The sequence below is a fragment of the Haemophilus haemolyticus genome (assembly GCF_003490935.1).
Classification (GTDB): Bacteria; Pseudomonadota; Gammaproteobacteria; order Enterobacterales; family Pasteurellaceae; genus Haemophilus; species Haemophilus haemolyticus_M.
Map to the genome: position 1 here is coordinate 129,988 of NZ_QQGD01000002.1, position 22,569 is coordinate 152,556.

Sequence of the window (22,569 nt, forward strand, 5' to 3'; positions counted from 1 at the left end):
CTAGAGATTACAACAATCCGCCTTGACCTAATGCTGGGTCAGTTTCACGTGCTTTTAATGCATCTTCAACTGTTAAGCCCAATGCTTTTGCAACGCCTTCACCATATGCAGGATCACACCAGTGACAGTTACGGATATGACGGTATTTGATGAACTCAGGTGCATCACCCATTGCAGCTGCAGTATTGTTGAATAATGCTTGTTTTTGCTCTGGATTCATTAAGTTAAATAATGCACGCGGTTGGCTGAAGTAATCATTATCATCATTACGGAAATCCCAGTGTGCTGCATCTCCGTTGATACGAAGTGGTGGTTCAGCAAAGTCTGGTTGTTGTTGCCATTGGCTGAAGCTGTTTGGTTCGTAGTGCGGTAAGCTACCGTAGTTGCCATCTACACGGCCTTGTCCATCACGTTGGTTGCTATGAACAGGGCAACGTGGACGGTTTACTGGAATTTGACGGTAGTTCACGCCTAAACGGTAACGTTGTGCATCCGCATAGTTGAATAAACGAGCTTGTAACATTTTATCTGGGCTTGCGCCGATACCTGGAACTAAATTGCTTGGTGCAAATGCAGATTGTTCTACATCAGCAAAGAAGTTTTCTGGGTTACGGTTAAGTTCAAATTCACCCACTTCAATTAACGGATAATCTTTTTTCGGCCATACTTTGGTTAAATCGAATGGATGATAAGGTACTTTTTCCGCATCTGCTTCAGGCATAATTTGTACATATAATGTCCATTTAGGGAAGTCACCACGTTCAATTGCTTCATATAAATCACGTTGGTGACTTTCGCGGTCGTTTGCAATCACTGCTGCCGCTTCCGCATCGGTTAAGTTTTTGATGCCTTGTTGTGTATGGAAGTGGAATTTTACCCAGAAACGTTCGCCAGCTTCATTCCAGAAACTGTAAGTATGTGAACCATAACCATGCATATGGCGGTAGCTTGCAGGAATACCACGATCACTCATTACAACGGTTACTTGGTGTAGTGCTTCTGGTAATAATGTCCAGAAATCCCAGTTGTTTGTTGCTGAACGCATATTAGTACGAGGATCACGTTTTACCGCTTTGTTTAAGTCTGGGAATTTACGTGGATCACGTAAGAAGAACACAGGGGTGTTGTTACCCACTAAGTCCCAGTTACCTTCTTCGGTATAGAATTTTAATGCAAAACCGCGGATATCACGTTCAGCATCAGCTGCACCACGTTCACCGGCAACAGTGGTAAAGCGTGCGAACATTTCTGTTTTTTTACCCACTTCACTGAAAATTTTTGCGCGAGTATATTTAGTAATATCGTGTGTGACAGTAAAGGTACCAAATGCACCAGAACCTTTTGCGTGCATACGACGCTCTGGAATAACTTCGCGTACGAAATCAGCTAATTTTTCGTTAAGCCACAAATCTTGTGAAAGTAATGGACCACGTGGACCTGCAGTTAAACTGTTTTGATTGTCCGCCACAGGCGCGCCATTTCCCATAGTTAGGTTAGTAGACGATAAATGCGAAAAAGGGCATTGAGAACTCATTATTAACTCCTTGTATGTATGAAATAAGTAGGGTTGAAATAAATTTCGTAAACATCATACAAAAAGGTTTTAACGATTGAAATCTATTAAATCAATCAAAAAAAACTATTTAAGGTGACAGGATTTTGAGATTAGATGTATTTTTATTGGTTTTATAATGCAACAAAAAAGCCTTGAAATTTAAAATTCCAAGGCTTTTTATAAACTGGTGGAGATAATCGGGATCGAACCGACGACCTCTTGAATGCCATTCAAGCGCTCTCCCAACTGAGCTATATCCCCATAAAAAACAACAACATGATAAAATTTGACTATGTGGCTGTCAATACGATTTTATTATGCGTTTGTTATCCGATTAAATATTAAGCATTTTGTGCATTAATAAAATCAATAGCACGTTGAATACGTGCAAGTACGCGATCTCTGCCGATACCGACTAGGGTAACATCCATTGATGGAGATTGACCAGAACCTGTCACAGCGACACGTAATGGCATGCCAACTTTACCCATGCCCACTTCTAGTTCAGCAGCCGTTTGTTCAATGGCTTCGTGAGTAGAATGTAAATCCCAGCTAGAAAGTGCGGTTAATTTTTCTTTCACTTTTGCAAGTGCTTCAGCAGCATTGCCTTTGAAATGTTTTTTCGCTGCGGCTTCATCAAAGGTTTCAAATTCTTCAAAGAAGTAGCGGCTTGAACTAGCCATTTCTTTTAAAGTTTTGCAACGTTCCGCAAGCATGGTGACTATTTCAGTTAATGCAGGACCATTGGTTGTATCAATGCCTTGGTCTTTGTAATGCCATTCAAGATGTTTAGCCACATATTCTGGCGGTAATTCACGGATATAATGTTGATTCAACCATTGTAATTTTTCGGTATTAAATGCACTAGCTGATTTGCTAACGTGATCTAATTCGAAATACTTGATCATTTCTTCGCGACTGAAAATTTCTTGGTCGCCATGTCCCCAGCCTAAACGTACGAGATAGTTGATTAAAGCTTCTGGTAAGTAACCATCATCACGATATTGCATGACGCTCACTGCGCCATGTCGTTTAGATAATTTTTGGCCATCATCTCCATTAATCATGGAAACGTGCGCATAGGTTGGAATTGGTGCACCAATTGCTTTTAAAATGTTAATTTGACGTGGGGTGTTGTTAATATGATCTTCGCCACGCACCACATGAGTGATGCCCATGTCCCAGTCATCTACAACTACGCAGAAGTTATAAGTTGGTGAACCGTCTGTGCGACGAATAATAAGATCATCAAGCTCACTGTTGCTGATTTCAATACGGCCACGCACGGCATCATCAAATACTACCGAGCCTTCAGTTGGATTTTTAAAACGTACAACGTGGGGTTCATCTGGTGAATGGCTGTGATCGTGTAAGCAGTGACGGTCATAACGTGGTTTTTCTTTATTTTGTTCTTGAGTATGACGAAGTTCTTCTAAGCGATCTTTAGTACAATAACAACGATATGCTAAGCCTTGTTCAATCATTTCATCGATCACTTGGTTGTAACGATCAAAGCGTTTAGTTTGGTAATAAGGGCCATGTTCCCAAGGAAGATTTAACCATTCCATTCCTTCAATAATTGCAGCAGTTGCTTCTGGTGTTGAACGCTCTAAATCCGTGTCTTCAATTCGTAATACAAATTCGCCGTTATTATGTTTTGCGTACAACCAAGAATAAAGTGCGGTACGTGCGCCACCTACATGTAAATAACCTGTAGGGCTAGGAGCAAAACGAGTACGCACTTTTACATTTGGATCTAAATTAAAAGGAGCATCTAGTTTCATTTTTATAACCTATCTTCAATAAAATATTAGTCGTTATTCTACTACGACTTGTTTGACTTCTAAATAAAAAAGCGGATTTTATGCTTATTTTTACGACAATTAAACAAAATTTAATAAAAAGGTATTGACTGAAAATGCATTCTCCCTATAATGCCAACCCACAGCATTAAGGGCGATTAGCTCAGTTGGGAGAGCACCTCCCTTACAAGGAGGGGGTCACTGGTTCGAGACCGGTATCGCCCACCACTTCTCTAAAAAGTGTTCTTAATGTTACTAAGTTTGACCTAGCGGGCGATTAGCTCAGTTGGGAGAGCACCTCCCTTACAAGGAGGGGGTCACTGGTTCGAGACCGGTATCGCCCACCACTTTTCTAAAGTGTCCTTTCCGCTCAAACTTTCCCTTTATATTTAAACGCTTTCTAGTGGGCGATTAGCTCAGTTGGGAGAGCACCTCCCTTACAAGGAGGGGGTCACTGGTTCGAGACCGGTATCGCCCACCACTTAAAAGTGTTTAAATAAACCGAAAATTTAGGGTTTTGCCTTAATATTATCGGGCGATTAGCTCAGTTGGGAGAGCACCTCCCTTACAAGGAGGGGGTCACTGGTTCGAGACCGGTATCGCCCACCACTTTATTTTCAAATTATCTAAATAATTTTCTTTTCCCGTTCAATCTATTACGTTTACGTGATAAAGTGCGCAGACATTGTCATGTCTCATTTTAGTCTGTTATGCATCATAGGGAAAATTCATGATCGCTTATATTTTCTTAGCTTTATTCACAATTGCGGCAGTGATTTTTATCGTAAACTCTCATTATCGTTGGACTTATTTCTTTGCTATTACGCTTTTTACTTTTTTATTTGGTGGCATGCTTATGGTTTCTGGCCAATGGCAACGAGCTTTAAATTTTTCATCTGTGCTTTTTGTGGTACTGATGTTATTTCACCGTTTAAAAATTCATTATTACAAACAGCCTTTGTTAATTTCAGATTTCTTTCTTGTGGTGGATTGGCGAAATTGGGAAACCTTAATTCATTATAAAGGTGCATTGTTTGGCGTTATTGGGCTAATTGCGTTATTAGGTTATGCGATTTTTGGTTTTAATGATGTCGAGTCTTTAGGGATATTAGGTAATAGTATTGGGGCGTTATTGTTTATCGTTAGCTTTAGCTTGATGTGGCATTATTCTAAAAAGCCAAGTGCGGTGCAAGTTTGGTTAGATTCTTTGCCTGATGACGGGCGTGATGTATTTTTGAATTTACCAATGTCTTGCCGCGGTATTTTTTTCAAAGTGCCAAATTTTGATGGCAATAGCCAAAATTTTATTGAAAAAATGACCGCACTTTCATCTGATACAAACAAGGTATCTGAAACAAAACCCGATATTGTTGTAACATTAATGGAATCCACGCTAAACCCTCATCAATTTGCTTTTAGTCAGCAATCTATTCCACCACTTTCCATGTTTGAGCCTCAAAGTGATACAGTATTTGCTTCGCCGTTGCGTGTACATACTTTTGCTGGCGCAACGTGGAAATCAGAATTTGCTTTTTTAGCCGGTGTGCCTTCGACCGATTTTGGCGCGTTAGCAAGTGGCGTTTTTTATTCTGTTGTACCGCACTTGCAATCAGGCTTAGTGAAAAATCTAAAAGCTCAAGGATATTTTTGTGTTGCTTTGTCGCCTTTTACAAAAGGTAACTACAATGCGAAATCCGCTTATGATCATTTCGGTTTTGATTTGATGTTACAGCCGCAAGATCTTGGTTATCCTGCGCCTATCAGTAAAAATCTTTGGGATATTAGTAGTGAAGAAATGATGACGTACACCCGAATGATTTTGGAAAAGCAGCATCCGGCGTTAGAAAATGTAGATCAGCCAATGTTTGTTTATGTATTGACTATGCGAGAACATGGTCCATATGAATTGGGCATGGAAAATACATTTAATCTTCAAATGCCTAATTTAGGGGCTAAAAGTATTTCTGCATTGAATGATTATACTCAACGTATTGTCGCCTTGAATGATGCGATTGAAGGAATGAATAACTATTTACATGAACGTAAAAAGCCTTTTGTTCTAGGGTATTTCGGTGATCACCAAGTAGCATTTGATAATGTTATCCCTCCGAAGAAAGGAGATTATGCACAGCCCGATTATGTGACGCAATTCGTTGTAAGAAGTAATTGTGCGAGCCAATTTAAGCAAGAACAACATTTTTTAGATCTTGCTTTTGCCGGAAGTGTCTTGATGAATGTAGCTGGATTATCAGCAGAAGATGAATTTATGAAAGCGAATATGGCAATGTGTAAACTAAGTAACGGAAAATTGGAAGATTCTTCTAATCCTGCATTTGTGAATGACTATCGTCATTACCTCTATCAAACCTTAAAAATTGCAAAATAGCTAAATAAAAAAGACCGATGTTGATAAATCGGTCTTTCCATTTTTATTCTTTTAACTCACCTAATACTTCAGATAATTGAGCCCCGACCAACACAACTAGCCAGCTAATCTGAATCCACAATAGCATAATCGGCAATGTTGCCATTGCGCCATAGATTAGTTGATAAGAAGGGAATGTGGTGATATACCAAGTAAAGGCTTGTTTACCGAGTGTAAAGAAGATCGCGGCAATAAGCGCACCACAAGCGGAATATCTGATATCCACTTTCTTATTTGGCACGATGGTATAAATTAATGTGAAAATAAACCATGTGAAAAAGAATGGGAGTAAACTGAGCAATTTCACACCGAGTGAAAGCGTTTCCGATTGTTCAAACATGACTTTTATATAAGAGCTAATCCCTATACTTGTACCTATAACAAGAGGTCCAAAAGTCAGAATCATCCAGTAAATTGCGAAAGAGGTAAAAATAGGGCGAATACTGGTATCATGCCAAATGCTGTTGATGGTTCGGTCGATGTTATTAATTAGCATCAAGGCAACGGCAATTAAACTCACAATTCCCACCGCACTCATTTTCTTTGAGTTTAATACGAATTGATCGATATATTCGCCCACCATATCACTTGCCGATGGCGCAAAATTGGTGAAAATCATTTCTTTCAGTTCCCCTGTCACTTCATTGAATACAGGAAATGCAGAGAATATAGAAAAAATCACCATCACCATTGGTACGATAGCAAGCATCGTGCTATAAGTTAGCGCGGCAGCAGCTTGGTTGAGTTTATTTTCTGAAAAACGTTTCCAAAAGAGCAGGCTAAATTGTTTCAATGAAATCATAAAAATCCCCCACAGCAATGTTTAAATTTTTTACCGGAACCACATACACAAGGTTGTTTCATTGTAGGCAAGGATACGGTCGGATCAATAAAATACCAACGGTTTTCAATTTTCACAAAAATTGACCGCTCTTGATGGGTTAGTTCTCCCTCTTCGCCTTGAAAAATAGCTTTAAATTCCACCGCGCTTTGAGTTTTTGTAAGGTTTTCTGTTTTTAGGATTTCTAATCCTAGCCATGTCGTGTTGTCAGCCCATTCTTGCAATAGATGAGTCTCTAATAAACTTTGTTGGTTTGGCACAGTTGTTGCAACAATATAAGGTATATTTTTTAAAACATAAGCGGTATAACGTGAACGCATGAGTTGTTCTGCTGTTTCGGGAAACGCTTGTCTCAAATGAAATTTGCCACAACAATCTGCGTAATGATGGCCAGATTGACATGGACAGTCTTCTGAAAGTGCGGTTGAAATTTCTGACATATTTATCCCTGTTGTTTGAATTTCGATACTTGCGATCGAATTGAGCGTTTAAAGGCTTCAGCTAATACTTCAATATCTAATGCCGCTTCTAGTTCTGCTTCATTTTCGGGTGCAGATAACAAGCGATTTAAATGGCGAATTGTTACTTGCGGATAAGGGCGCGCGAGCAATTTCAATTCATCACCTTGTCTAATTTCTCCCGTTTCAATGACGCGAACATACCATCCACTGAGCCCAGTTTGATAAACAATATCGCGAGTATCTTCGTTTTCCGTATTTTTTGATAAACGCTCACAAGGCTTGCGCGGCTGAGACACTTCTAAAATTGTTGAGCCAATTTGATAACGATCGCCAATGCAGACATTGTCTTCATTCAAGCCTGAAACGACAAAATTTTCTCCGTATGTAGCAGTTTCCATATAAGAAAAATCTTTATTTAATAACGTATTTAATTCATTAAAAGAACCTGCCGACATAAAAAAGAGAGATTTATCTACACCACCATGATGTTTTTTCAAGCCCACATCGTTTCCTTCTGCACCAAGAGAATGAATTTTTACCGATTGTACGGTTTTCTTACGAATTGCGCTTTCGTATACGCTTCCATCTGAAAAAGTTAGGGTTTGAACTTGTCCCACTTTTATGACTAAAATTTTTGCATTCATTTTGCTTTTTTATTGTTCCAGAAAAAATTTTCGTGGAATTATAACCGAAAACGTTTAACTTTTTGACCGCACTTCTTTTTTTACTTATTATTCGTTACAACAAAAAACAAAAGGATATTCATTTATGCAATACGCTCTCTCTCGCACAGAACAAGGTAAAATCCTAGGCATCACGGCCAAAATGGCTAACCGCCATGGCCTTATTGCTGGCGCAACAGGTACGGGTAAAACTGTCACATTACGTAAAATGGCAGAAGCCTTCAGTGATGATGGGGTTCCGGTATTTTTAGTGGACGTGAAAGGCGATCTTTCTGGCTTAGTAAAGAGCGGTCAATTTCAGGGCAAAATTGCGGAACGAATTGAGCAGTTCGAGTTAGGCAATGAAAGTTATCTCAATGGCTATCCTGTTTCTTTTTGGGATGTTTTTGGCCAAACGGGCATTCCTCTCCGAACAACTATTTCTGAAATGGGCCCTTTGTTGCTTTCTCGTTTATTGAATCTAAATGCTACGCAAGAAGGATTATTAAACCTCGTATTTCGTGTGGCAGATGATAAAGGTCTATTGCTCATTGATTTAAAAGATCTTCGTGCAATGCTGAAATATGTTGCAGAGAATGCGAAAACCTTCCAAGTTGAGTATGGTAATGTTTCGACCGCAAGTGTTGGCGCAATCCAACGAGCGTTACTGACACTTGAAAATGAAGGCGCTATAAATTTATTTGGTGAGCCAGCATTGAATCTAGATGACTGGATGCAAACTCGCGATGGGCGAGGGGTAATTAATGTACTCAATTCTGAAAAATTGATTAATTCCCCAAGAATGTATAGTGCATTTCTATTATGGTTGATGGCAGAACTCTTTGAACAACTGCCAGAAGTGGGTGATCCTGAGAAACCTAAATTTGTTATGTTTTTTGATGAAGCACACTTATTGTTTGACGGTGCACCGAGCGTATTAGTGGAAAAAGTAGAACAAGTTGTACGTTTGATTCGTTCTAAAGGTGTGGGAATCTATTTTGTCACGCAGAACCCACTTGATTTGCCAGATACCGTATTAGGGCAGTTAGGTAATCGTGTTCAACACGCTCTTCGTGCATTTACTCCGCGCGATCAAAAAGCTGTAAAATCAGCTGCAGAAACTTTCCGAGCAAACCCTTCAGTGAATGTCGTTGAGACTATTTCAACCCTTGGAGTGGGGCAAGCATTGGTATCATTTTTAGATGAAAAAGGCATGCCTACGCCAGTTGAAATTGCCTATATCTATCCGCCAAAAAGTCAGCTTTCACCATTAACGACAGACGAGCGTAATGCTTGGGTGAAAGATGATGATCTTTATGCGTATTATAAAGAATATGTAGATAATGAATCTGCCTTTGAAGTATTAACTGCTCAAGCGGATTTAGCTGCGGTACAACAAAAACAAGCAGAGCAAGCCCAAGCGGAAGAAGAAAACGGTTTCTTAGGTAGTTTGAGTCGAATGATTTTTGGTACGCAAAAGCGCGGTGAAAAATTATCGCCAACTGAGCAAATTGTAAATAGTGTTGCGCAGTCTGTAGGGCGAAATATTCGAAATCAAATTACCAAGCAAATTATGAGAGGCATAATGGGCGCGCTTAAGAGATAAAGTTGTATTTTCGAAAAATACTCGCGTGCTTTTATTTATTCAAAAATCTGATTTCGCCTCAGGGTGAAATCATCACGTTAAATGGCAATAAGGAGATTTATTATGTCAGACGTATTCCACCTAAACCTCACAAAATCCCAATTGAAAGGGGCTACACTAGCTATTGTTCCTGGCGATCCTGCTCGTAGTGAACGTATTGCTAAACAACTTGATAATCCAGAGTTTCTTGCTAGCACGCGTGAATTTACTTCATGGTTAGGTTATCTTAATGGACAACCTGTTGTAGTATGTTCTACAGGTATTGGTGGGCCATCAACATCAATTTGTGTGGAAGAGCTTGCTCAACTTGGTGTTCGTACTTTCTTGCGGATTGGTACAACGGGCGCCATTCAGCCACATATTAATGTAGGTGATGTTCTTATCACAACCGCTTCTGTTCGCTTAGATGGTGCAAGCCGTCATTTTGCACCATTAGAATATCCTGCAGTGGCAAACTTTGAATGTACAACCGCACTTTATAATGCAGCGAAAGCAAAAGGTATCGAGCCTTATGTAGGCGTAACCGCATCATCTGATACATTCTATCCAGGTCAAGAACGCTATGATACCTATAGCGGTAAAGTATATCGTGATTACCAAGGGCTACTTAAACAATGGCAAGATTTGAATGTGATGAACTATGAAATGGAATCATCAACATTGTTTACCATGTGTAGCGCATTAGGTTTGCGTGCAGGGATGGTTGCGGGCGTGATTGTAAACCGCACTCAACAAGAAATTCCAAATGAAGCAACAATGAAACAAACGGAAGAAAAAGCTGTGTCTGTTGTGATCGCAGCTGCGCAGGCGTTGTTAAGTTAATCTCTTTTAATTGAAAGAATAAAGCCTTGTAATCTGCACCCAAAAGTTGACGAGACAACTAACTGATTAAGGTGCAGATTTTTTATCATTAAATATACCCAATCAGTCAAACAACAAGTGATCGATTTTTATCTTCGACACAGTAAAAATCCTTTTCTCACAAAGAAATATTTTCATTTTACTGACATAATCTTGAGAGACTGGATTAAACAATTTTGGGCTATCCTAGATACTAACTTAAATTCCTCTTAACTAATTGTTTTAAAGTGAGTTTAAAACTGCTCTAAACAGAATAACTCATAGAGTTTTGATAGTTAGAATTTAACTAAATCATCGACCATATAATCAATAAATCGTACAAATTCTGACTGAGTTGAACTAATGAAAGATGGGTAATAAACCTAAATGAATTTGAATATGTAGAAAATGGTAGCAAGGCTTGAGGGGCAAACCCTATTTTACATTTTGCCAAGGGTTGGCAATATCAAATAAGAAGTTATCAAGAAATCCTGTTGAAAAATAGTATTTGAAAAGTATGTCAAGAAAAGGAAATTGTCTAGATAATACGATGATAAATAGCTTCTTTGGATAGTAAAAACGGGGTTTACGACAGAAAATAATTTGATGCTTTTGAGCAACTAGAAAAACGATCCATGAATACATTCATTATTACAACCATAAGCGTATTCAGTTTAAACTAAGAGAACTAACCCTATGATTCCCATAACTTAGCCTTGATTTAACAGCCTAACCTTTTGGAGTTTGCTGAATTATCAAGGCTTTATTTTTTCTATCTAAAATGATGATAATTATAATGATACCCGACACTTGGGACTACAGGAATAACTGGTAGCGAACTTCTCACTCGAGTTCTAACCTTATTATCACTCGCATTCAATTTTAAGTTAGTATCAACTTGACTTGCCACTTTATCTTTCTGTGCCTGAGTAACCGTATTACCACTTGTTACACGAGCATTATACTCTTGCACAGCCTTCATATCATAAACACCGCCACCAGTTTGTTCTGGTTGAGATGAACATGCTGCTAAACCTAAGATTGCACAACTAACAAAAACTATTTTTCTCATTAAATCATCCTATTTACAAATTACGTCAGTTAATACAGCCCTACCTTCTGATACATAATTCGCTGCTTTTTCCTTTAATGTTTTATTTTCTTTTAACTGAATACGCTTAGATAAATCTTTATCTGTAATTGAATAAACTGGTACATAACTTAAATTTTGAGGATCTTTTTGATTATAAATCGTCGCCCCCGTTACACTGCCGTAATATTCACTTTTATCATTTGGTGAAAGATAATTGTGAGTTGAATTTGTGTAATCCACACCTCTTTTCACTTTAAATCCTTGACAAATGCCAGCTGGAGACTCAAAAACACTCTCAGATGAACTCATCTCGTCAATTTTATAAACTTTTAACTCAATACTTTGTGCAAGCTTCTGCACATCATTACCAGAAACATCAGAATTAAAAGCCTTTTTATCTTTTTCATCAACATAAGTTACTGAGCTAGACATTCCTTCTGCAAGAGATAAGCGTGGTATAAGCAAGCTAATCAGCATACAACAAAATAAAGAAAAAAATGTGTGATTTTTATAATCCATTTCCCGTTTTCCTTAATATCCTGGACTGTATTTCTCACATGAAATACTAACAACTAACCACATGCCAACAACACCAAAGCACTATACCAAAAAGACTTATATGATACTAGGTTATTTTTCAGGGGTAATACTTTTTGATTTTTCTTCGTTTTGAGCTTCTAAAGCATCACGCGCAGCACGAATACTTTTTTCAATTAGTGGAACACGCTCATCATCTTTAGGCATTAAGCGCAGCATCATCGCCCAAGTCACTGCAGCCATTTTATAATCTTCCGTTTCAAAGTAACGGAATGCGAGCAGACTTAACGCCTCAACATTAGTGTGATCTTGACGAATCACTTGACGCAATAAATCGCCACCTTTAAGTTTATCAGTCGCGTCTTCAGAGAACATCAATATACGAGCATAACCTAATTTATATTGCACATTATCTGGTTCGAGTTTATTAGCCTTTTGATAGCTATCAAATGCCAAACGCGCATCACCTAAATTCATCCCAATTTGACCAAGCATCCACCATTTTTTTGCATCAGTTGGATTTTTCTGCAAATCGATTCGAAGTGCGGTAGAAAATTGCTGCATTTCTGCATCAGAAAATGGATTTTTATCTTCATCTTTCATTCGATCAAAGAAATAGGGCAATTTCGCATAAGTTTGCTCTAACATAGATTCGGCTTGCCAAGATCCCACCATAAAATAAGAAGAGCCCGCGATAATTCCTAGCGCCAACACGCCAGATACAAACCATACTTTCCCATAAGATTTGCCTAAAAAATCCACATTCTCTTGAACCTTGCTCGGAACATCATCAAGCAAAGTTTTCTGTAATTCTTGTTTAAGTTGTTCAACATTTTCAACTAAACCTTGGGAATTATCTTGCTCAATTTCTTCCAAGCGTGAGAAATATAACGCCTTATTTAAATCATCACGTTTTTGCCCATGTTTCGCTTTGAATTGACGTAATAAAGGATAAAAACAAATTAACGCCACAACTAAAGTGGTTAATATAAAAATTAATGCAAAATTCATCTATTTATCCTTGTTTAATAATTCTGCCAAACGCGCATTATCTTCATCCGTTAAAACATCTTGGGATTTCACCGCACTTTGAGCTTTTGGTTTACGTTTTAATAAAAATACTACGCCTAACAACACAAGCAATAATGGGGCAATCCATAGCACTAATGTACTCGCTGTCATAGGTGGATCGTAAGTTACAAAATTGCCATAGCGCGCCACCATATAATCCACAACGTCATTTTTAGATTTGCCTTCTTGTAAAAGCTCAAATACTTTGCCACGCATATCCACAGCAATAGTTGCGTTGGAATCCGCAATATTGTTATTTTGACATTGAGGGCAACGCAAATATTGTGTTAATTGATGGTAATCACTCTCTTGCTGTGGAGAACTAAAATTAAGCGCATCAATGGATGAAAACGCCACTGAGCTAAACAAAAGTGCGGTTAAAAATAGCCATATTTTTTTCATTATTGTTGCTCCGAAAGTTTGTCATAAATTGGTTTTAAAGTCTGAGTCCAAACTTTCTCGTTTACATCACCGGCATAACGATAATGAATCACGCCTTTTCCATCTACAATGAACGTTTCTGGCGCACCATATACTCCTAAGTCCAAACCGAAAGAACCTTTTTCATCTTTTAAAACAACTTTATAAGGATTGCCAAGATCTTTTAGCCACTTCATTGCTTTAGGTGATTCATCTTTATAATCTAAACCGATAATTCGCACACCATCTTTAGCAAGTTTGTTTAAATATTGATGTTCGGCATAACAAGTCGGACACCAAGTCGCCCACACATTAAGCAAAACGGGCTTACCTTGTTGAAACAATTCAGTCGTGTAAGCTTTATTTTCAAAAAGCTCCGTTAAATTTTTTGCTGGCACAGGCTTTCCAACCAAAGCAGACTCTAATGCTTTAATATCTTCACCTTGCGCATTACGTTTTAATTGCACTAAAAAGGCAATTGTTATCGATAAAAAGAGAATAAGAGGAACGAGTAATTTTTTTTTCATTTTTTACCGCACTTTAAATATAAAAAAACAAAGTAAGTTTTTATAAAGCCTTCATTGTTCACACAAGCTAATTAAAAGTTAAGGAACACCTTAATCGAGATGCGCCGCCATATTATTTTTTCAATAAAGCGTTAAATCGATAGCGTCTATCGAACATACACAACAATCCACCTAACGCCATAAACAAGCCGCCAATCCAAATCCAACGAATAAACGGCTTGTAATATAAGCGTAACGCCCAAGAATTATCCTCAAGTTTTTCACCAAGTGCCACATAAAGATCTCGAGTTAAACCACCAGCAATGGCAGCTTCTGTCATAGACATACGACTTACTGTGTAAAAACGTTTTTCTGCGAATAAACTTGTCTCTGGTTGCCCATCTTTCGAAATATCAATTTGCGCTTTTCCACCAACATAATTTGGACCATTCGCGTCCGTCACACCTGCGAATTTAAAATCGTAACGACCAATTTGTGCACTCTCGCCGACTTTCATTCGAACATCACGTTCTACGCTAAAGTTTTGGCTAAATGCGATACCCCATACGGTCATTGCTACACCTAAGTGAGCTAACATCATTCCCCAATGAGAACGAGATAGTTTGCGTACGCCCACAAAGAATGGTTCACGATGCGTCGCACGTTGTTGCAATTCGTAAAGCGCAAGTAACGCAATAATCACGGTCATCATTGAACCAAGCACCGAACTCACGGTAATTTTATCTTGCAAGAAGTAAGGTAACGCAAAACCTGCAATCACCATAACAAATACGCTAATAACAACAGGCGTACGAATTGCAGAAAATTGGTCTCTACGCCATTTCACCAAAGGTCCAATACCAAGCAATAATGCAAATGGTGTCATAATAATTAAGAACATTTGATCAAAGAATGGCGCACCAATAGAAATAGAACCTAAACCAAGTTGTTTGTGAACGAGCGGTAACAACGTTCCTAAGAATACAACGCAAAGTGCGGTCATTAATAAGATATTATTTAATAACAACATACTTTCACGTGAATAGCGTTCTGCATTATCGCGAGAACGAATTTGACTTCCTTTATACGCATAGAGCGCAAGTGAACCACCAATCACCACAACGAGGTAAGCCAAAATATACAAACCACGAGTTGGATCCGATGCAAATGCGTGAACTGAAACTAAGATGCCCGAACGAACTAAGAAGGTTCCAAGTAAACAAAGTGAAAAGGCTAAAATCGCCAGTAATACCGTCCAAGCTTTGAAAGAACCACGTTTTTCTGTCACAGAAAGAGAGTGAATCAATGCTGTACCAGCAAGCCACGGCATAAACGATGAGTTTTCTACTGGATCCCAGAACCACCAGCCACCCCAGCCAAGCTCATAATAAGCCCACCAAGAACCGAGTACGATACCTAAAGTTAAAAACACCCAAGCAGCAAGCGTCCAAGGACGTGACCAACGCGCCCAAGCTGAATCTAATTTTCCGGTAATTAAGGATGCAATCGCAAACGCAAATGCCACAGAAAAACCGACATAGCCCATATAAAGTAATGGAGGGTGGAAAATCAAGCCTACATCTTGCAACATTGGATTGAGCTCTTTTCCGTCCACTGGGAAATCCGGGAAAGTACGCGTAAAAGGATTTGAGGTGAACAAGACGAACAACACAAAACCTACGCTAATAATCCCCATAATACCAAGCACACGAGCAACCGCTTCTTGGGGTAAATGTTTACTCAACAACGCAACGGCAGATGACCAAACGGCCAGTAGCCAAATCCACAGCAATAAAGAACCTTCGTGAGAACCCCATACGGCAGACAAACGATAATAAATAGGTAAAGCCGTATTAGAGTTATTCACCACATACTGCACACTAAAATCATTTACTGCGAATAAATAAAATAACGCAGCAAAAGCAATGCTTAAACTTGCAAATAAACCATAAGTCATTGGGCGAGCTAGTGCCATTAATTGTGCATTGCCCTTTTCTGCCCCCCACAAAGGGAAAATCGCTAACATAAGCGATACGGCTAAACTTAAAGCCAGCGCATAATTTCCTAATTCAGCAATCATTTTGCGCCTTCTTTTTCTTGACGATCACGTGTGCTTTCGCCTTTTAAATCTGCATCGCCAATCCCCATTGGTTTATGCACTTTTTGCATTTTTTCACCTAATTCTGGTGGCACATAATTTTCATCGTGTTTAGCCAATACTTCTGTCGCAGTTAAAACGGTTGGCTGAGTTAATACACCTTGAGCCACAATACCTTGTCCTTCACGGAAAAGATCTGGCAAAATGCCTTCATATTCAACAGTGATCGCAGGGCCAATATCATTTAAATCGAACCGCACTTTTAAGCTTTTTGGATCACGCACTACTGTGCCTTCAACTACCATACCGCCAACACGAATACGTTGCCCCACTTCTGGTTTTTGATTCGGGTTATTATCCTTACCTTGGATCACTTCAGATGGCGTATAAAACAAGTCGATATTTTGACGTAACGCATACAGCATCAATCCACTTGCAATTGCAATGCCGAGCACAACAAAAATGACTAATTTAAATCTGGATTTACGTCTTGGATTCATAGTGTGTTCCCTTTATTTGCTTGTTGTAAACGTTCTTCGCGTTGTTGCTCACGCAATACATTTTGTAACACTGTCTTGCGTTGTTTTACACTTTGAACAATTAAGGCAATAACTGCCACTAAACTTACTGCATAGGATAACCATACGTAAAAACCGTAGCCACCCATATTAAAAAAATCACTCCAAGTTTGGAAAAACATAAAATATTCCTTATAAAAAATCGCTAAAAAACTAACCGCACGTTATTTCAGTGTTTGAGCCAATGCTTTAACCCAAGGACGTTTCGCATCTTCTTTCAATAATTCCACGCGATAACGAACTAAAGTAAGCCAAATATACAAGGTTAAAAAACCGAAGATACACAAAATCAATGGAACCAACATTGGAATTGCAATGGATGGTTTTTCCAGTTTAGTGATACTCGCACCTTGATGTAACGTGTTCCACCATTCCACCGAAAAATGAATAATCGGTAAAATCACGACCGTTGTAATGCATAAAATCCCGGCAGCTTTTGCTCCTACGTTACGATCTGAAAAAGCAGAATAAAGCGCTAAGATACCAAGATAAAGAAAAAATAAAATCAATTCTGCAGTTAAGCGAGCATCCCACACCCACCAAGTGCCCCACATTGGTTTACCCCAAATTGCCCCCGTAACAAGCGATAAAAAAGTAAACAATGCACCAATTGGCGCCATTGCAATCATGGCGAGGTGAGCTTGCTTAATTTGCCACACAAGGGCAACCACAGCAGCAATCGCCATTGAACCATACACACCCATTGACCAAATCGCTGTCGGAACATGTACATACATAATTCGGAAACTATTGCCCTGTTGGTAATCTGCTGGGGCGAATGCTAAACCCCATACAATGCCAACTCCGAGTAAAATAAGCGTTAAAAATGCAAATAACGGACTCAATTTACCGCAGATACGATATTGAGTTTCTGGTTTTGCATAAGGATGTAGCCACTTCCACATAAAAAAGATCCTTAAAAATTAAAGAGAAAAACCACCGCACTTTTATACGGTGGAATGAAATTAATTATCTAAACTAATTCGCAGTGCCGCGGCGATGGCAAAAGGCGAAAGCGTTACTGCGCCAACCATCATGGCACCTAAAATCGCCAATTGTCCCCCATAAGGTACATTTAATCCAGCTGCCTCTAATATTGATGATGCAAAAATTAAAACAGGAATAAACAACGGAACAACAAGCAAACTCAACAACACGCCACCTTTTCGCAATCCCACCGTTAAAGCGACGCCAATTGCACCGATACAACTCAATACAGGGGTGCCCAGTAACAATGTCAAAACCAATGCCCACCAAATATTGACCTCAAGAGAAAGCAATAAAGCAGCAATAGGTGATAGCAAAATAAGCGGCAAACCAGTGAGCAACCAATGTGCAACGACTTTAGCCAGAGCCGTCATCGGCAAAGGCTGTGCGGTTAACATTAATTGTTCAAGAGAACCATCAATAAAATCATCACGAAACAAACGTTCAAAAGAAAGCAATGCTGAAAGTAATGCTGCTACCCATGCAATACCCGGTGCGATACGGGAAAGTAATTTAGGATCCGGCCCAATAACAAGCGGAAACAAAGTAATCACAAGCAAAAAGAACCATAGCGGATTTAAAATTTCCGCATTTTTGCGCATCGCAATTTGAAGTTCCCGTTTAATTATCTCTAAAAAAATCATCAAGTTATTCCGCTTTATAAGCCGCTAAATTCAATTTTTGCAGATGAGAACTTGGCACTTCTTGGTGGCTGGTCAATAATACAATACCTCCACGTTGAGCATGCTCATCAAAAAGTGCGGTTAGAATTTCCACGCCTTTTTTATCAATCGCAGTAAAGGGCTCATCTAAAATCCATAAGGGCGCTTGAGACAGCCATAAGCGACCTAACGCGATACGTTTTTGTTGCCCTGCAGAAAGTTGTGCAGCGGGCAAATCTTCTCGACCTAACAATCCCACTTTCTCAAGCAAATCCCACAAAATATCAGTATTTTGCTCCGCTTGACTAATTCGTTGATAAAACTGCAAATTTTCCCACGCGGTTAATTCTGGTTTAACACCCGAAAGATGACCCAAATAAAGCAAATTCTGATGATACTGCTCACGTTGTTTATAAATTGCTTCAGCATCCCACCGCACTTCGCCTTCTAAAGGTTGAGCTAAACCCGCAAGAATACGTAATAAACTGGTTTTACCTATGCCGTTATGCCCTTCAATTTGTACAAAATCACCGCTATTAAAATCGCAAGTCAAAGCACGAAAAAGTACTCGCTCACCACGTTGGCAGGATAAATTTTGCAGAGATAACTTGTGTGGTTCAAACATAATTGCAAAGGGAAAATAAAAAGTGGCGGTATTCTATCACAAGAGAAATATTTGACGAGATTTTAGCCCCCAAAACAGATAACTCTTTAGGTGTAGATCGACAGGTTTATTGATTTAAAACAAGGTTTAATAAATTCGTCTATTAATGTAAAAGGAAAAACATTTAATGATCTAAATCAAAATTTTTGCTATTATTTGCCCAATTTTGGTTATAGACCAAAACCCTCAACGAAATTTGTCTTTACATAATAGAAGGAATAAATTATGGCTTACACTCTACCCGAATTAGGCTACGCCTACGATGCATTAGAACCACATTTCGATGCGCAAACAATGGAAATCCACCACAGCAAACACCACCAAGCTTATGTAAACAATGCAAACGCTGCATTAGAAGGTTTACCAGCTGAATTAGTGGAAATGTGCCCGGGTCAATTAGTTTCTAACCTTGACAAAATCCCTGCAGAAAAACGTGGCGTATTACGCAATAACGCAGGCGGTCATGCAAACCACAGCTTATTCTGGAAAGGTTTGAAAAAAGGCACAACCTTACAGGGCGCATTAAAAGATGCTATCGAACGTGATTTCGGTTCTGTAGATGCATTTAAAGCAGAATTTGAAAAAGCAGCAGCAACTCGTTTTGGTTCAGGTTGGGCGTGGTTAGTATTAACTGCTGAAGGTAAATTGGCAGTGGTATCAACAGCAAACCAAGATAACCCATTAATGGGTAAAGAAGTGGCAGGTTGTGAAGGTTTCCCACTTTTAGGTTTAGACGTTTGGGAACACGCTTACTACTTAAAATTCCAAAACCGTCGTCCAGATTACATTAAAGAATTCTGGAACGTGGTAAACTGGGATTTCGTCGCAGAACGTTTTGAACAAAAAACAGCACACTGCAACTGTGCAAAATAATCAATATTAAAGAAGCCTAGCAAACGCTAGGCTTTTCTTCTTTCCCTATACTCAATATATAAAAGTGCGGTGAAAACGACTAGCCCCAAAAGTTAGACTGTTATCAACGGATAATCAACCATAATTTTCTGTAGCTAATTTTTCCATTCGATCATTTGCTCAATCAATAAAATTAATTTTCTTCTTTCCATATCATTTAATTGATTTAATAATCGATCAAGTTGATAAATTTGATCCGATGGTTGCAAACTACTATCTGTGATTAAATCAGACACACGGCATTGAAACAGTGTTGCAAATTCACATAAACGCTCTACATTTAATCCAATCCTGCCGCGCTCCATTCTTGAAATGGCATCATTGCTTAATCCCAATATTTCTGCCACTTTTGCTTGTGATAAACCTGAGGCTTTCCGATATTTTGCAATAGAAGCTCCCACTTGTTTATTTATCTCAACTTTATCTTTCACGCCATTTTCTTTATTCCATTTTTTGAATGGAACGAGTATAGACATTCACCACCCAATAAAAAGAGAATTAAAATCTTGCAATAAAGAGTTAAATTCTTACAATAAGCGAGATTTTATACAAAATATTTTTCTCGCCCGAATCAACCGTGCAAATACTTTACATAAAATACGCACATATATTGAAATCAAGAGAATAACTATGTCGAACAAACACGAAAAACTAGCGGAACGTTTAGCTTCTATTTTGGTGGAATTGAATACCACTGGGCAGATTGATATTAATGAATTAGCTGATCGCTTTTCTATCGGCATTCGCACCTTACAAAAAGATCTAAATGAACGTCTTGTTTTTTTAAATTGGGAACAAAATGGACCGCGCTTTTATCGTTTAAACCGCGCCCAACTCGGTGTGTTCACTAAAGAAGATATTGAACGATTTGCCCATTTCGCCAGTGTTCAAGATCTTTTCCCTAAAATAGATCGTGAATTTTTTCAACATAGTTTAAATGAAAGTATTGCCGTTAAAGGATTACATTACGAAACGATTCAGCATCGCCAACAAGAATTTAAACAACTTCAAAATGCCATTGAAAAACATTGCATAGTGCAATTTACCTATCAAAAACTCGGCACTCAAAATGCCTCAAATCGTGAAGTTGAGCCTTATGTGCTGTTAAATAAAAATGGGGTTTGGTATCTCATCGGTCTTGAAAATGGAAAACAAAAAACCTTTTGCTTTACTCAAATCCATTTTTTAAATATAACAGATAAAACATTCAAACCTAATGAACAATTTCTCTCAGAAATTCAAAAAAGCGACAGCATTTCTCACGGCAATCAAATTAGTGAAGTTGTAATCAAAGTAGATGCTTCCGTTGCCCATTATTTCACTCGACGCAATTTGCTACCAAACCAAGAAACTATCCGAAAATTAGAAAATGGCGAGCTTCTGCTCTCTTGCAAAAACATTCACGAGTTAGAAATTATTCCATTGGTGCAATATTGGATTCCATTTTTAACTATCGTCAGCCCGAATGATTTACAAGAACGAATGATTGCTAAGTTGAAAGACTATATGGCAAATATTGGAGCTTAACAATGGAAATCACATCAAATAATTACCGCACTTATTACCAAAATTTAATAAATCAACGTGCTAGCTTTGAAATTTATCAAGTATCACTTACCGATATGATTTCCATCTGTGGTGAACTAGAAGAATATATCGAAAAACAAAACCTAAAATGCCGAATTTATACAGAAAAACGTATGACAAGCCTGCTATCATCTGTTCTGAATAAACGCTATGGCATTTTATCCGCAGCCTTTATCTTGGCACATAATCTTTTAACTTGGAGTCCTGATTATGAAATTAGTCGAGATTTGGCAAATAATCGAATCAATATTAGATATAAAAAGTGAGGTATTTTAATTTATGCATAATAATTTATTTGAAATTATTGTTGTTGCCACAATGAGTGCGGGTAAATCCACTGTAATTAATGCGCTTATTGGAAAAGAATTACTACATTCTGCCAATGAGGCTACAACAGCAACCATTACTCGTATTCATGATAAGGATGATTTACCTTTCTTTTCAGGTAATGCATATGGCTATAAGTCAGAACTTATTGCAGAAGCCCATAATATTGATGCACAAACATTAAGAGAATGGAATGCAAACCCTAAAATTAAGATGATTGATTTGATGGGAGATATTGAGGCGTTATATAACGATGAAGCTGAATTAGTTATTTATGACACACCTGGCCCTAATAACAGCCAAGATGATAATCACGAAGCATTAACTATGGAAGTAATCAACGATGGTGGTTATGGATTAATTTTATATGTTTTAAACGCTACTCAATTAGGTGTAAATGACGATAGAAGCTTGTTAGAAAAAATCAAAGAAGCATTAGGGAAAGATCCAAATAAAGAAATTCTTTTCCTATTAAATAAAGCAGACTGTCTTGATGAAGAAAAAGGTGAACGCCTGGATCAAGTCGTAATAAGAACCCAGAAATATTTAACTGACGTCGGATTTAATAACCCAACAATTATCCCAACCGCAGCCAATTATGCATTGGTATTACAAAAAATGTTAAATAAAGAACAACTTACTCGTTCCGAAAGAGCCAAGTTGAATACCGCACTAGATAGCTTAAATACGAATTTAATTGTTGCTTCAACTATCGAAACCGCAAAAAAATTAAAAATTTTAAACAATATTAAGAAAACAAAAACTGACGGTAGAGTGAAAACTGTAAACGGAAATACGATTACCAAACAACGTTTAGAAAGAGCTTTAATGAAATCAGGTTTTGGTGTAGTTAATTATTTATTACAAACTCGTCTTGCAAATCTTAAATAATTTTT

At 38.3% G+C, this 22,569-nt stretch carries 24 protein-coding genes, 5 tRNA genes and 1 pseudogene; 12 read left to right on the plus strand and 18 right to left on the minus strand.

What is annotated here, in order from left to right; translation table 11 throughout:
* Window positions 1–7 precede the first annotated feature (7 nt).
* The 3 genes from DV417_RS02915 to gltX all read right to left on the minus strand — a co-directional run bounded on the left by DV417_RS02915 (window position 8) and on the right by gltX (window position 3,339).
* Window positions 8–1,534, minus strand: a complete 1,527-nt coding sequence (locus DV417_RS02915) for a catalase (protein ID WP_005635074.1) — start codon at window positions 1,532–1,534, stop codon at window positions 8–10.
* A gap of 206 nt (window positions 1,535–1,740) precedes the next feature.
* A tRNA-Ala gene (locus DV417_RS02920) sits at window positions 1,741–1,816 on the minus strand.
* A gap of 80 nt (window positions 1,817–1,896) precedes the next feature.
* Window positions 1,897–3,339 (minus strand): glutamate--tRNA ligase, encoded by a 1,443-nt coding sequence (gene gltX / locus DV417_RS02925; RefSeq protein ID WP_111696002.1) that lies wholly within the window; start codon window positions 3,337–3,339, stop codon window positions 1,897–1,899.
* Between the two features lie 170 nt (window positions 3,340–3,509).
* Here gltX and DV417_RS02930 point away from each other — a divergent pair.
* From DV417_RS02930 to lpt6, 5 genes are all read left to right on the plus strand, one after another.
* Window positions 3,510–3,585: transfer RNA gene (locus tag DV417_RS02930), tRNA-Val, on the plus strand.
* A 43-nt stretch (window positions 3,586–3,628) separates the two neighbouring features.
* Window positions 3,629–3,704, plus strand: a tRNA-Val gene (locus DV417_RS02935).
* 58 nt (window positions 3,705–3,762) lie between these two features.
* Window positions 3,763–3,838, plus strand: a tRNA-Val gene (locus tag DV417_RS02940).
* Window positions 3,839–3,890: 52 nt separating this feature from the next.
* Window positions 3,891–3,966: transfer RNA gene (locus tag DV417_RS02945), tRNA-Val, on the plus strand.
* A 121-nt stretch (window positions 3,967–4,087) separates the two neighbouring features.
* Window positions 4,088–5,743: a phosphoethanolamine transferase Lpt6 gene (lpt6, locus tag DV417_RS02950; protein WP_118878515.1), complete on the plus strand. Its 1,656-nt coding sequence runs from the start codon at window positions 4,088–4,090 to the stop codon at window positions 5,741–5,743.
* Window positions 5,744–5,786: 43 nt separating this feature from the next.
* Here the strand turns inward: lpt6 and DV417_RS02955 are convergent, their stop codons facing one another.
* From DV417_RS02955 to DV417_RS02965, 3 genes are read right to left on the minus strand one after another with little or no spacing between them, the layout of a single operon-like run.
* Complete coding sequence (locus DV417_RS02955) at window positions 5,787–6,584, minus strand: virulence factor BrkB family protein (RefSeq protein WP_118878516.1); 798 nt, start codon at window positions 6,582–6,584, stop codon at window positions 5,787–5,789.
* Complete coding sequence (locus tag DV417_RS02960; protein ID WP_118878517.1) at window positions 6,581–7,063, minus strand: YchJ family protein; 483 nt, start codon at window positions 7,061–7,063, stop codon at window positions 6,581–6,583. The genes DV417_RS02955 and DV417_RS02960 overlap by 4 nt, the downstream gene beginning before the upstream one ends.
* Before the next feature lie 2 nt (window positions 7,064–7,065).
* Window positions 7,066–7,728 carry an MOSC domain-containing protein gene (locus tag DV417_RS02965; protein ID WP_118878518.1) on the minus strand — a complete coding sequence of 221 codons (663 nt, stop codon included), beginning with the start codon at window positions 7,726–7,728 and terminating at the stop codon, window positions 7,066–7,068.
* A gap of 124 nt (window positions 7,729–7,852) precedes the next feature.
* Here DV417_RS02965 and DV417_RS02970 point away from each other — a divergent pair, with 124 nt between their 5' ends.
* From DV417_RS02970 to DV417_RS09650, 3 genes and pseudogenes are all read left to right on the plus strand, one after another.
* A complete protein-coding gene (locus tag DV417_RS02970; RefSeq protein WP_118878519.1) occupies window positions 7,853–9,352 on the plus strand; it encodes a helicase HerA-like C-terminal domain-containing protein in 1,500 nt (499 codons plus the stop codon).
* Between the two features lie 102 nt (window positions 9,353–9,454).
* Complete coding sequence (gene udp, locus DV417_RS02975) at window positions 9,455–10,213, plus strand: uridine phosphorylase (protein ID WP_005635080.1); 759 nt, start codon at window positions 9,455–9,457, stop codon at window positions 10,211–10,213.
* Between the two features lie 443 nt (window positions 10,214–10,656).
* Window positions 10,657–10,931: pseudogene (locus DV417_RS09650) on the plus strand (IS3 family transposase); the annotation flags it as partial.
* 72 nt (window positions 10,932–11,003) lie between these two features.
* On the opposite strand, the gene DV417_RS02985 reads toward DV417_RS09650, so the two are convergent.
* From DV417_RS02985 to ccmA, 11 genes are all read right to left on the minus strand, one after another.
* Window positions 11,004–11,303 carry a hypothetical protein gene (locus DV417_RS02985; RefSeq protein ID WP_065249943.1) on the minus strand — a complete coding sequence of 100 codons (300 nt, stop codon included), beginning with the start codon at window positions 11,301–11,303 and terminating at the stop codon, window positions 11,004–11,006.
* 9 nt (window positions 11,304–11,312) lie between these two features.
* Window positions 11,313–11,843 (minus strand): DUF8095 domain-containing protein, encoded by a 531-nt coding sequence (locus tag DV417_RS02990; RefSeq protein ID WP_118878520.1) that lies wholly within the window; start codon window positions 11,841–11,843, stop codon window positions 11,313–11,315.
* 111 nt (window positions 11,844–11,954) lie between these two features.
* A complete protein-coding gene (gene ccmI, locus DV417_RS02995) occupies window positions 11,955–12,872 on the minus strand; it encodes a c-type cytochrome biogenesis protein CcmI (RefSeq protein WP_065249941.1) in 918 nt (305 codons plus the stop codon).
* Window positions 12,873–13,334, minus strand: a complete 462-nt coding sequence (locus tag DV417_RS03000; RefSeq protein ID WP_118878521.1) for a cytochrome c-type biogenesis protein — start codon at window positions 13,332–13,334, stop codon at window positions 12,873–12,875. It abuts the gene before it with no gap.
* Window positions 13,334–13,879 (minus strand): DsbE family thiol:disulfide interchange protein, encoded by a 546-nt coding sequence (locus DV417_RS03005; protein WP_118878522.1) that lies wholly within the window; start codon window positions 13,877–13,879, stop codon window positions 13,334–13,336. Before DV417_RS03005 ends, DV417_RS03000 begins: the two co-directional genes overlap by 1 nt.
* A gap of 112 nt (window positions 13,880–13,991) precedes the next feature.
* On the minus strand, window positions 13,992–15,938 hold the full coding sequence (locus tag DV417_RS03010) for a heme lyase CcmF/NrfE family subunit (protein WP_118878523.1): 1,947 nt from the start codon (window positions 15,936–15,938) through the stop codon (window positions 13,992–13,994).
* Window positions 15,935–16,456, minus strand: a complete 522-nt coding sequence (ccmE, locus tag DV417_RS03015) for a cytochrome c maturation protein CcmE (RefSeq protein ID WP_005631161.1) — start codon at window positions 16,454–16,456, stop codon at window positions 15,935–15,937. Before ccmE ends, DV417_RS03010 begins: the two co-directional genes overlap by 4 nt.
* Window positions 16,453–16,656 carry a heme exporter protein CcmD gene (ccmD, locus tag DV417_RS03020; protein ID WP_005634314.1) on the minus strand — a complete coding sequence of 68 codons (204 nt, stop codon included), beginning with the start codon at window positions 16,654–16,656 and terminating at the stop codon, window positions 16,453–16,455. The genes ccmE and ccmD overlap by 4 nt, the downstream gene beginning before the upstream one ends.
* A gap of 42 nt (window positions 16,657–16,698) precedes the next feature.
* Entirely contained in the window at window positions 16,699–17,439 is a 741-nt protein-coding gene (locus DV417_RS03025; protein WP_005634316.1) for a heme ABC transporter permease, read from the minus strand.
* A 60-nt stretch (window positions 17,440–17,499) separates the two neighbouring features.
* Entirely contained in the window at window positions 17,500–18,165 is a 666-nt protein-coding gene (gene ccmB / locus DV417_RS03030) for a heme exporter protein CcmB (RefSeq protein WP_042599623.1), read from the minus strand.
* Between the two features lie 4 nt (window positions 18,166–18,169).
* A complete protein-coding gene (gene ccmA / locus DV417_RS03035) occupies window positions 18,170–18,808 on the minus strand; it encodes a cytochrome c biogenesis heme-transporting ATPase CcmA (protein WP_118878524.1) in 639 nt (212 codons plus the stop codon).
* A gap of 264 nt (window positions 18,809–19,072) precedes the next feature.
* Between ccmA and sodA the strand changes: the two genes are divergently transcribed.
* The gene (gene sodA, locus DV417_RS03040) at window positions 19,073–19,720 is read left to right on the plus strand and encodes a superoxide dismutase [Mn] (RefSeq protein ID WP_046952749.1); all 648 of its coding nucleotides are present in this window, start codon (window positions 19,073–19,075) and stop codon (window positions 19,718–19,720) included.
* Between the two features lie 134 nt (window positions 19,721–19,854).
* Here the strand turns inward: sodA and DV417_RS03045 are convergent, their stop codons facing one another.
* A complete protein-coding gene (locus DV417_RS03045; RefSeq protein ID WP_118878525.1) occupies window positions 19,855–20,235 on the minus strand; it encodes a helix-turn-helix domain-containing protein in 381 nt (126 codons plus the stop codon).
* 154 nt (window positions 20,236–20,389) lie between these two features.
* Here DV417_RS03045 and DV417_RS03050 point away from each other — a divergent pair, with 154 nt between their 5' ends.
* The 3 genes from DV417_RS03050 to DV417_RS03060 are packed head-to-tail and all read left to right on the plus strand — an operon-like array spanning window position 20,390 to window position 22,564.
* Window positions 20,390–21,286 carry a helix-turn-helix transcriptional regulator gene (locus tag DV417_RS03050; RefSeq protein WP_118878526.1) on the plus strand — a complete coding sequence of 299 codons (897 nt, stop codon included), beginning with the start codon at window positions 20,390–20,392 and terminating at the stop codon, window positions 21,284–21,286.
* A gap of 2 nt (window positions 21,287–21,288) precedes the next feature.
* Complete coding sequence (locus tag DV417_RS03055; protein WP_118878527.1) at window positions 21,289–21,612, plus strand: hypothetical protein; 324 nt, start codon at window positions 21,289–21,291, stop codon at window positions 21,610–21,612.
* Window positions 21,613–21,625: 13 nt separating this feature from the next.
* Window positions 21,626–22,564, plus strand: a complete 939-nt coding sequence (locus tag DV417_RS03060) for a dynamin family protein (RefSeq protein WP_118878528.1) — start codon at window positions 21,626–21,628, stop codon at window positions 22,562–22,564.
* The last annotated feature ends 5 nt before the right edge of the window (window positions 22,565–22,569 follow it).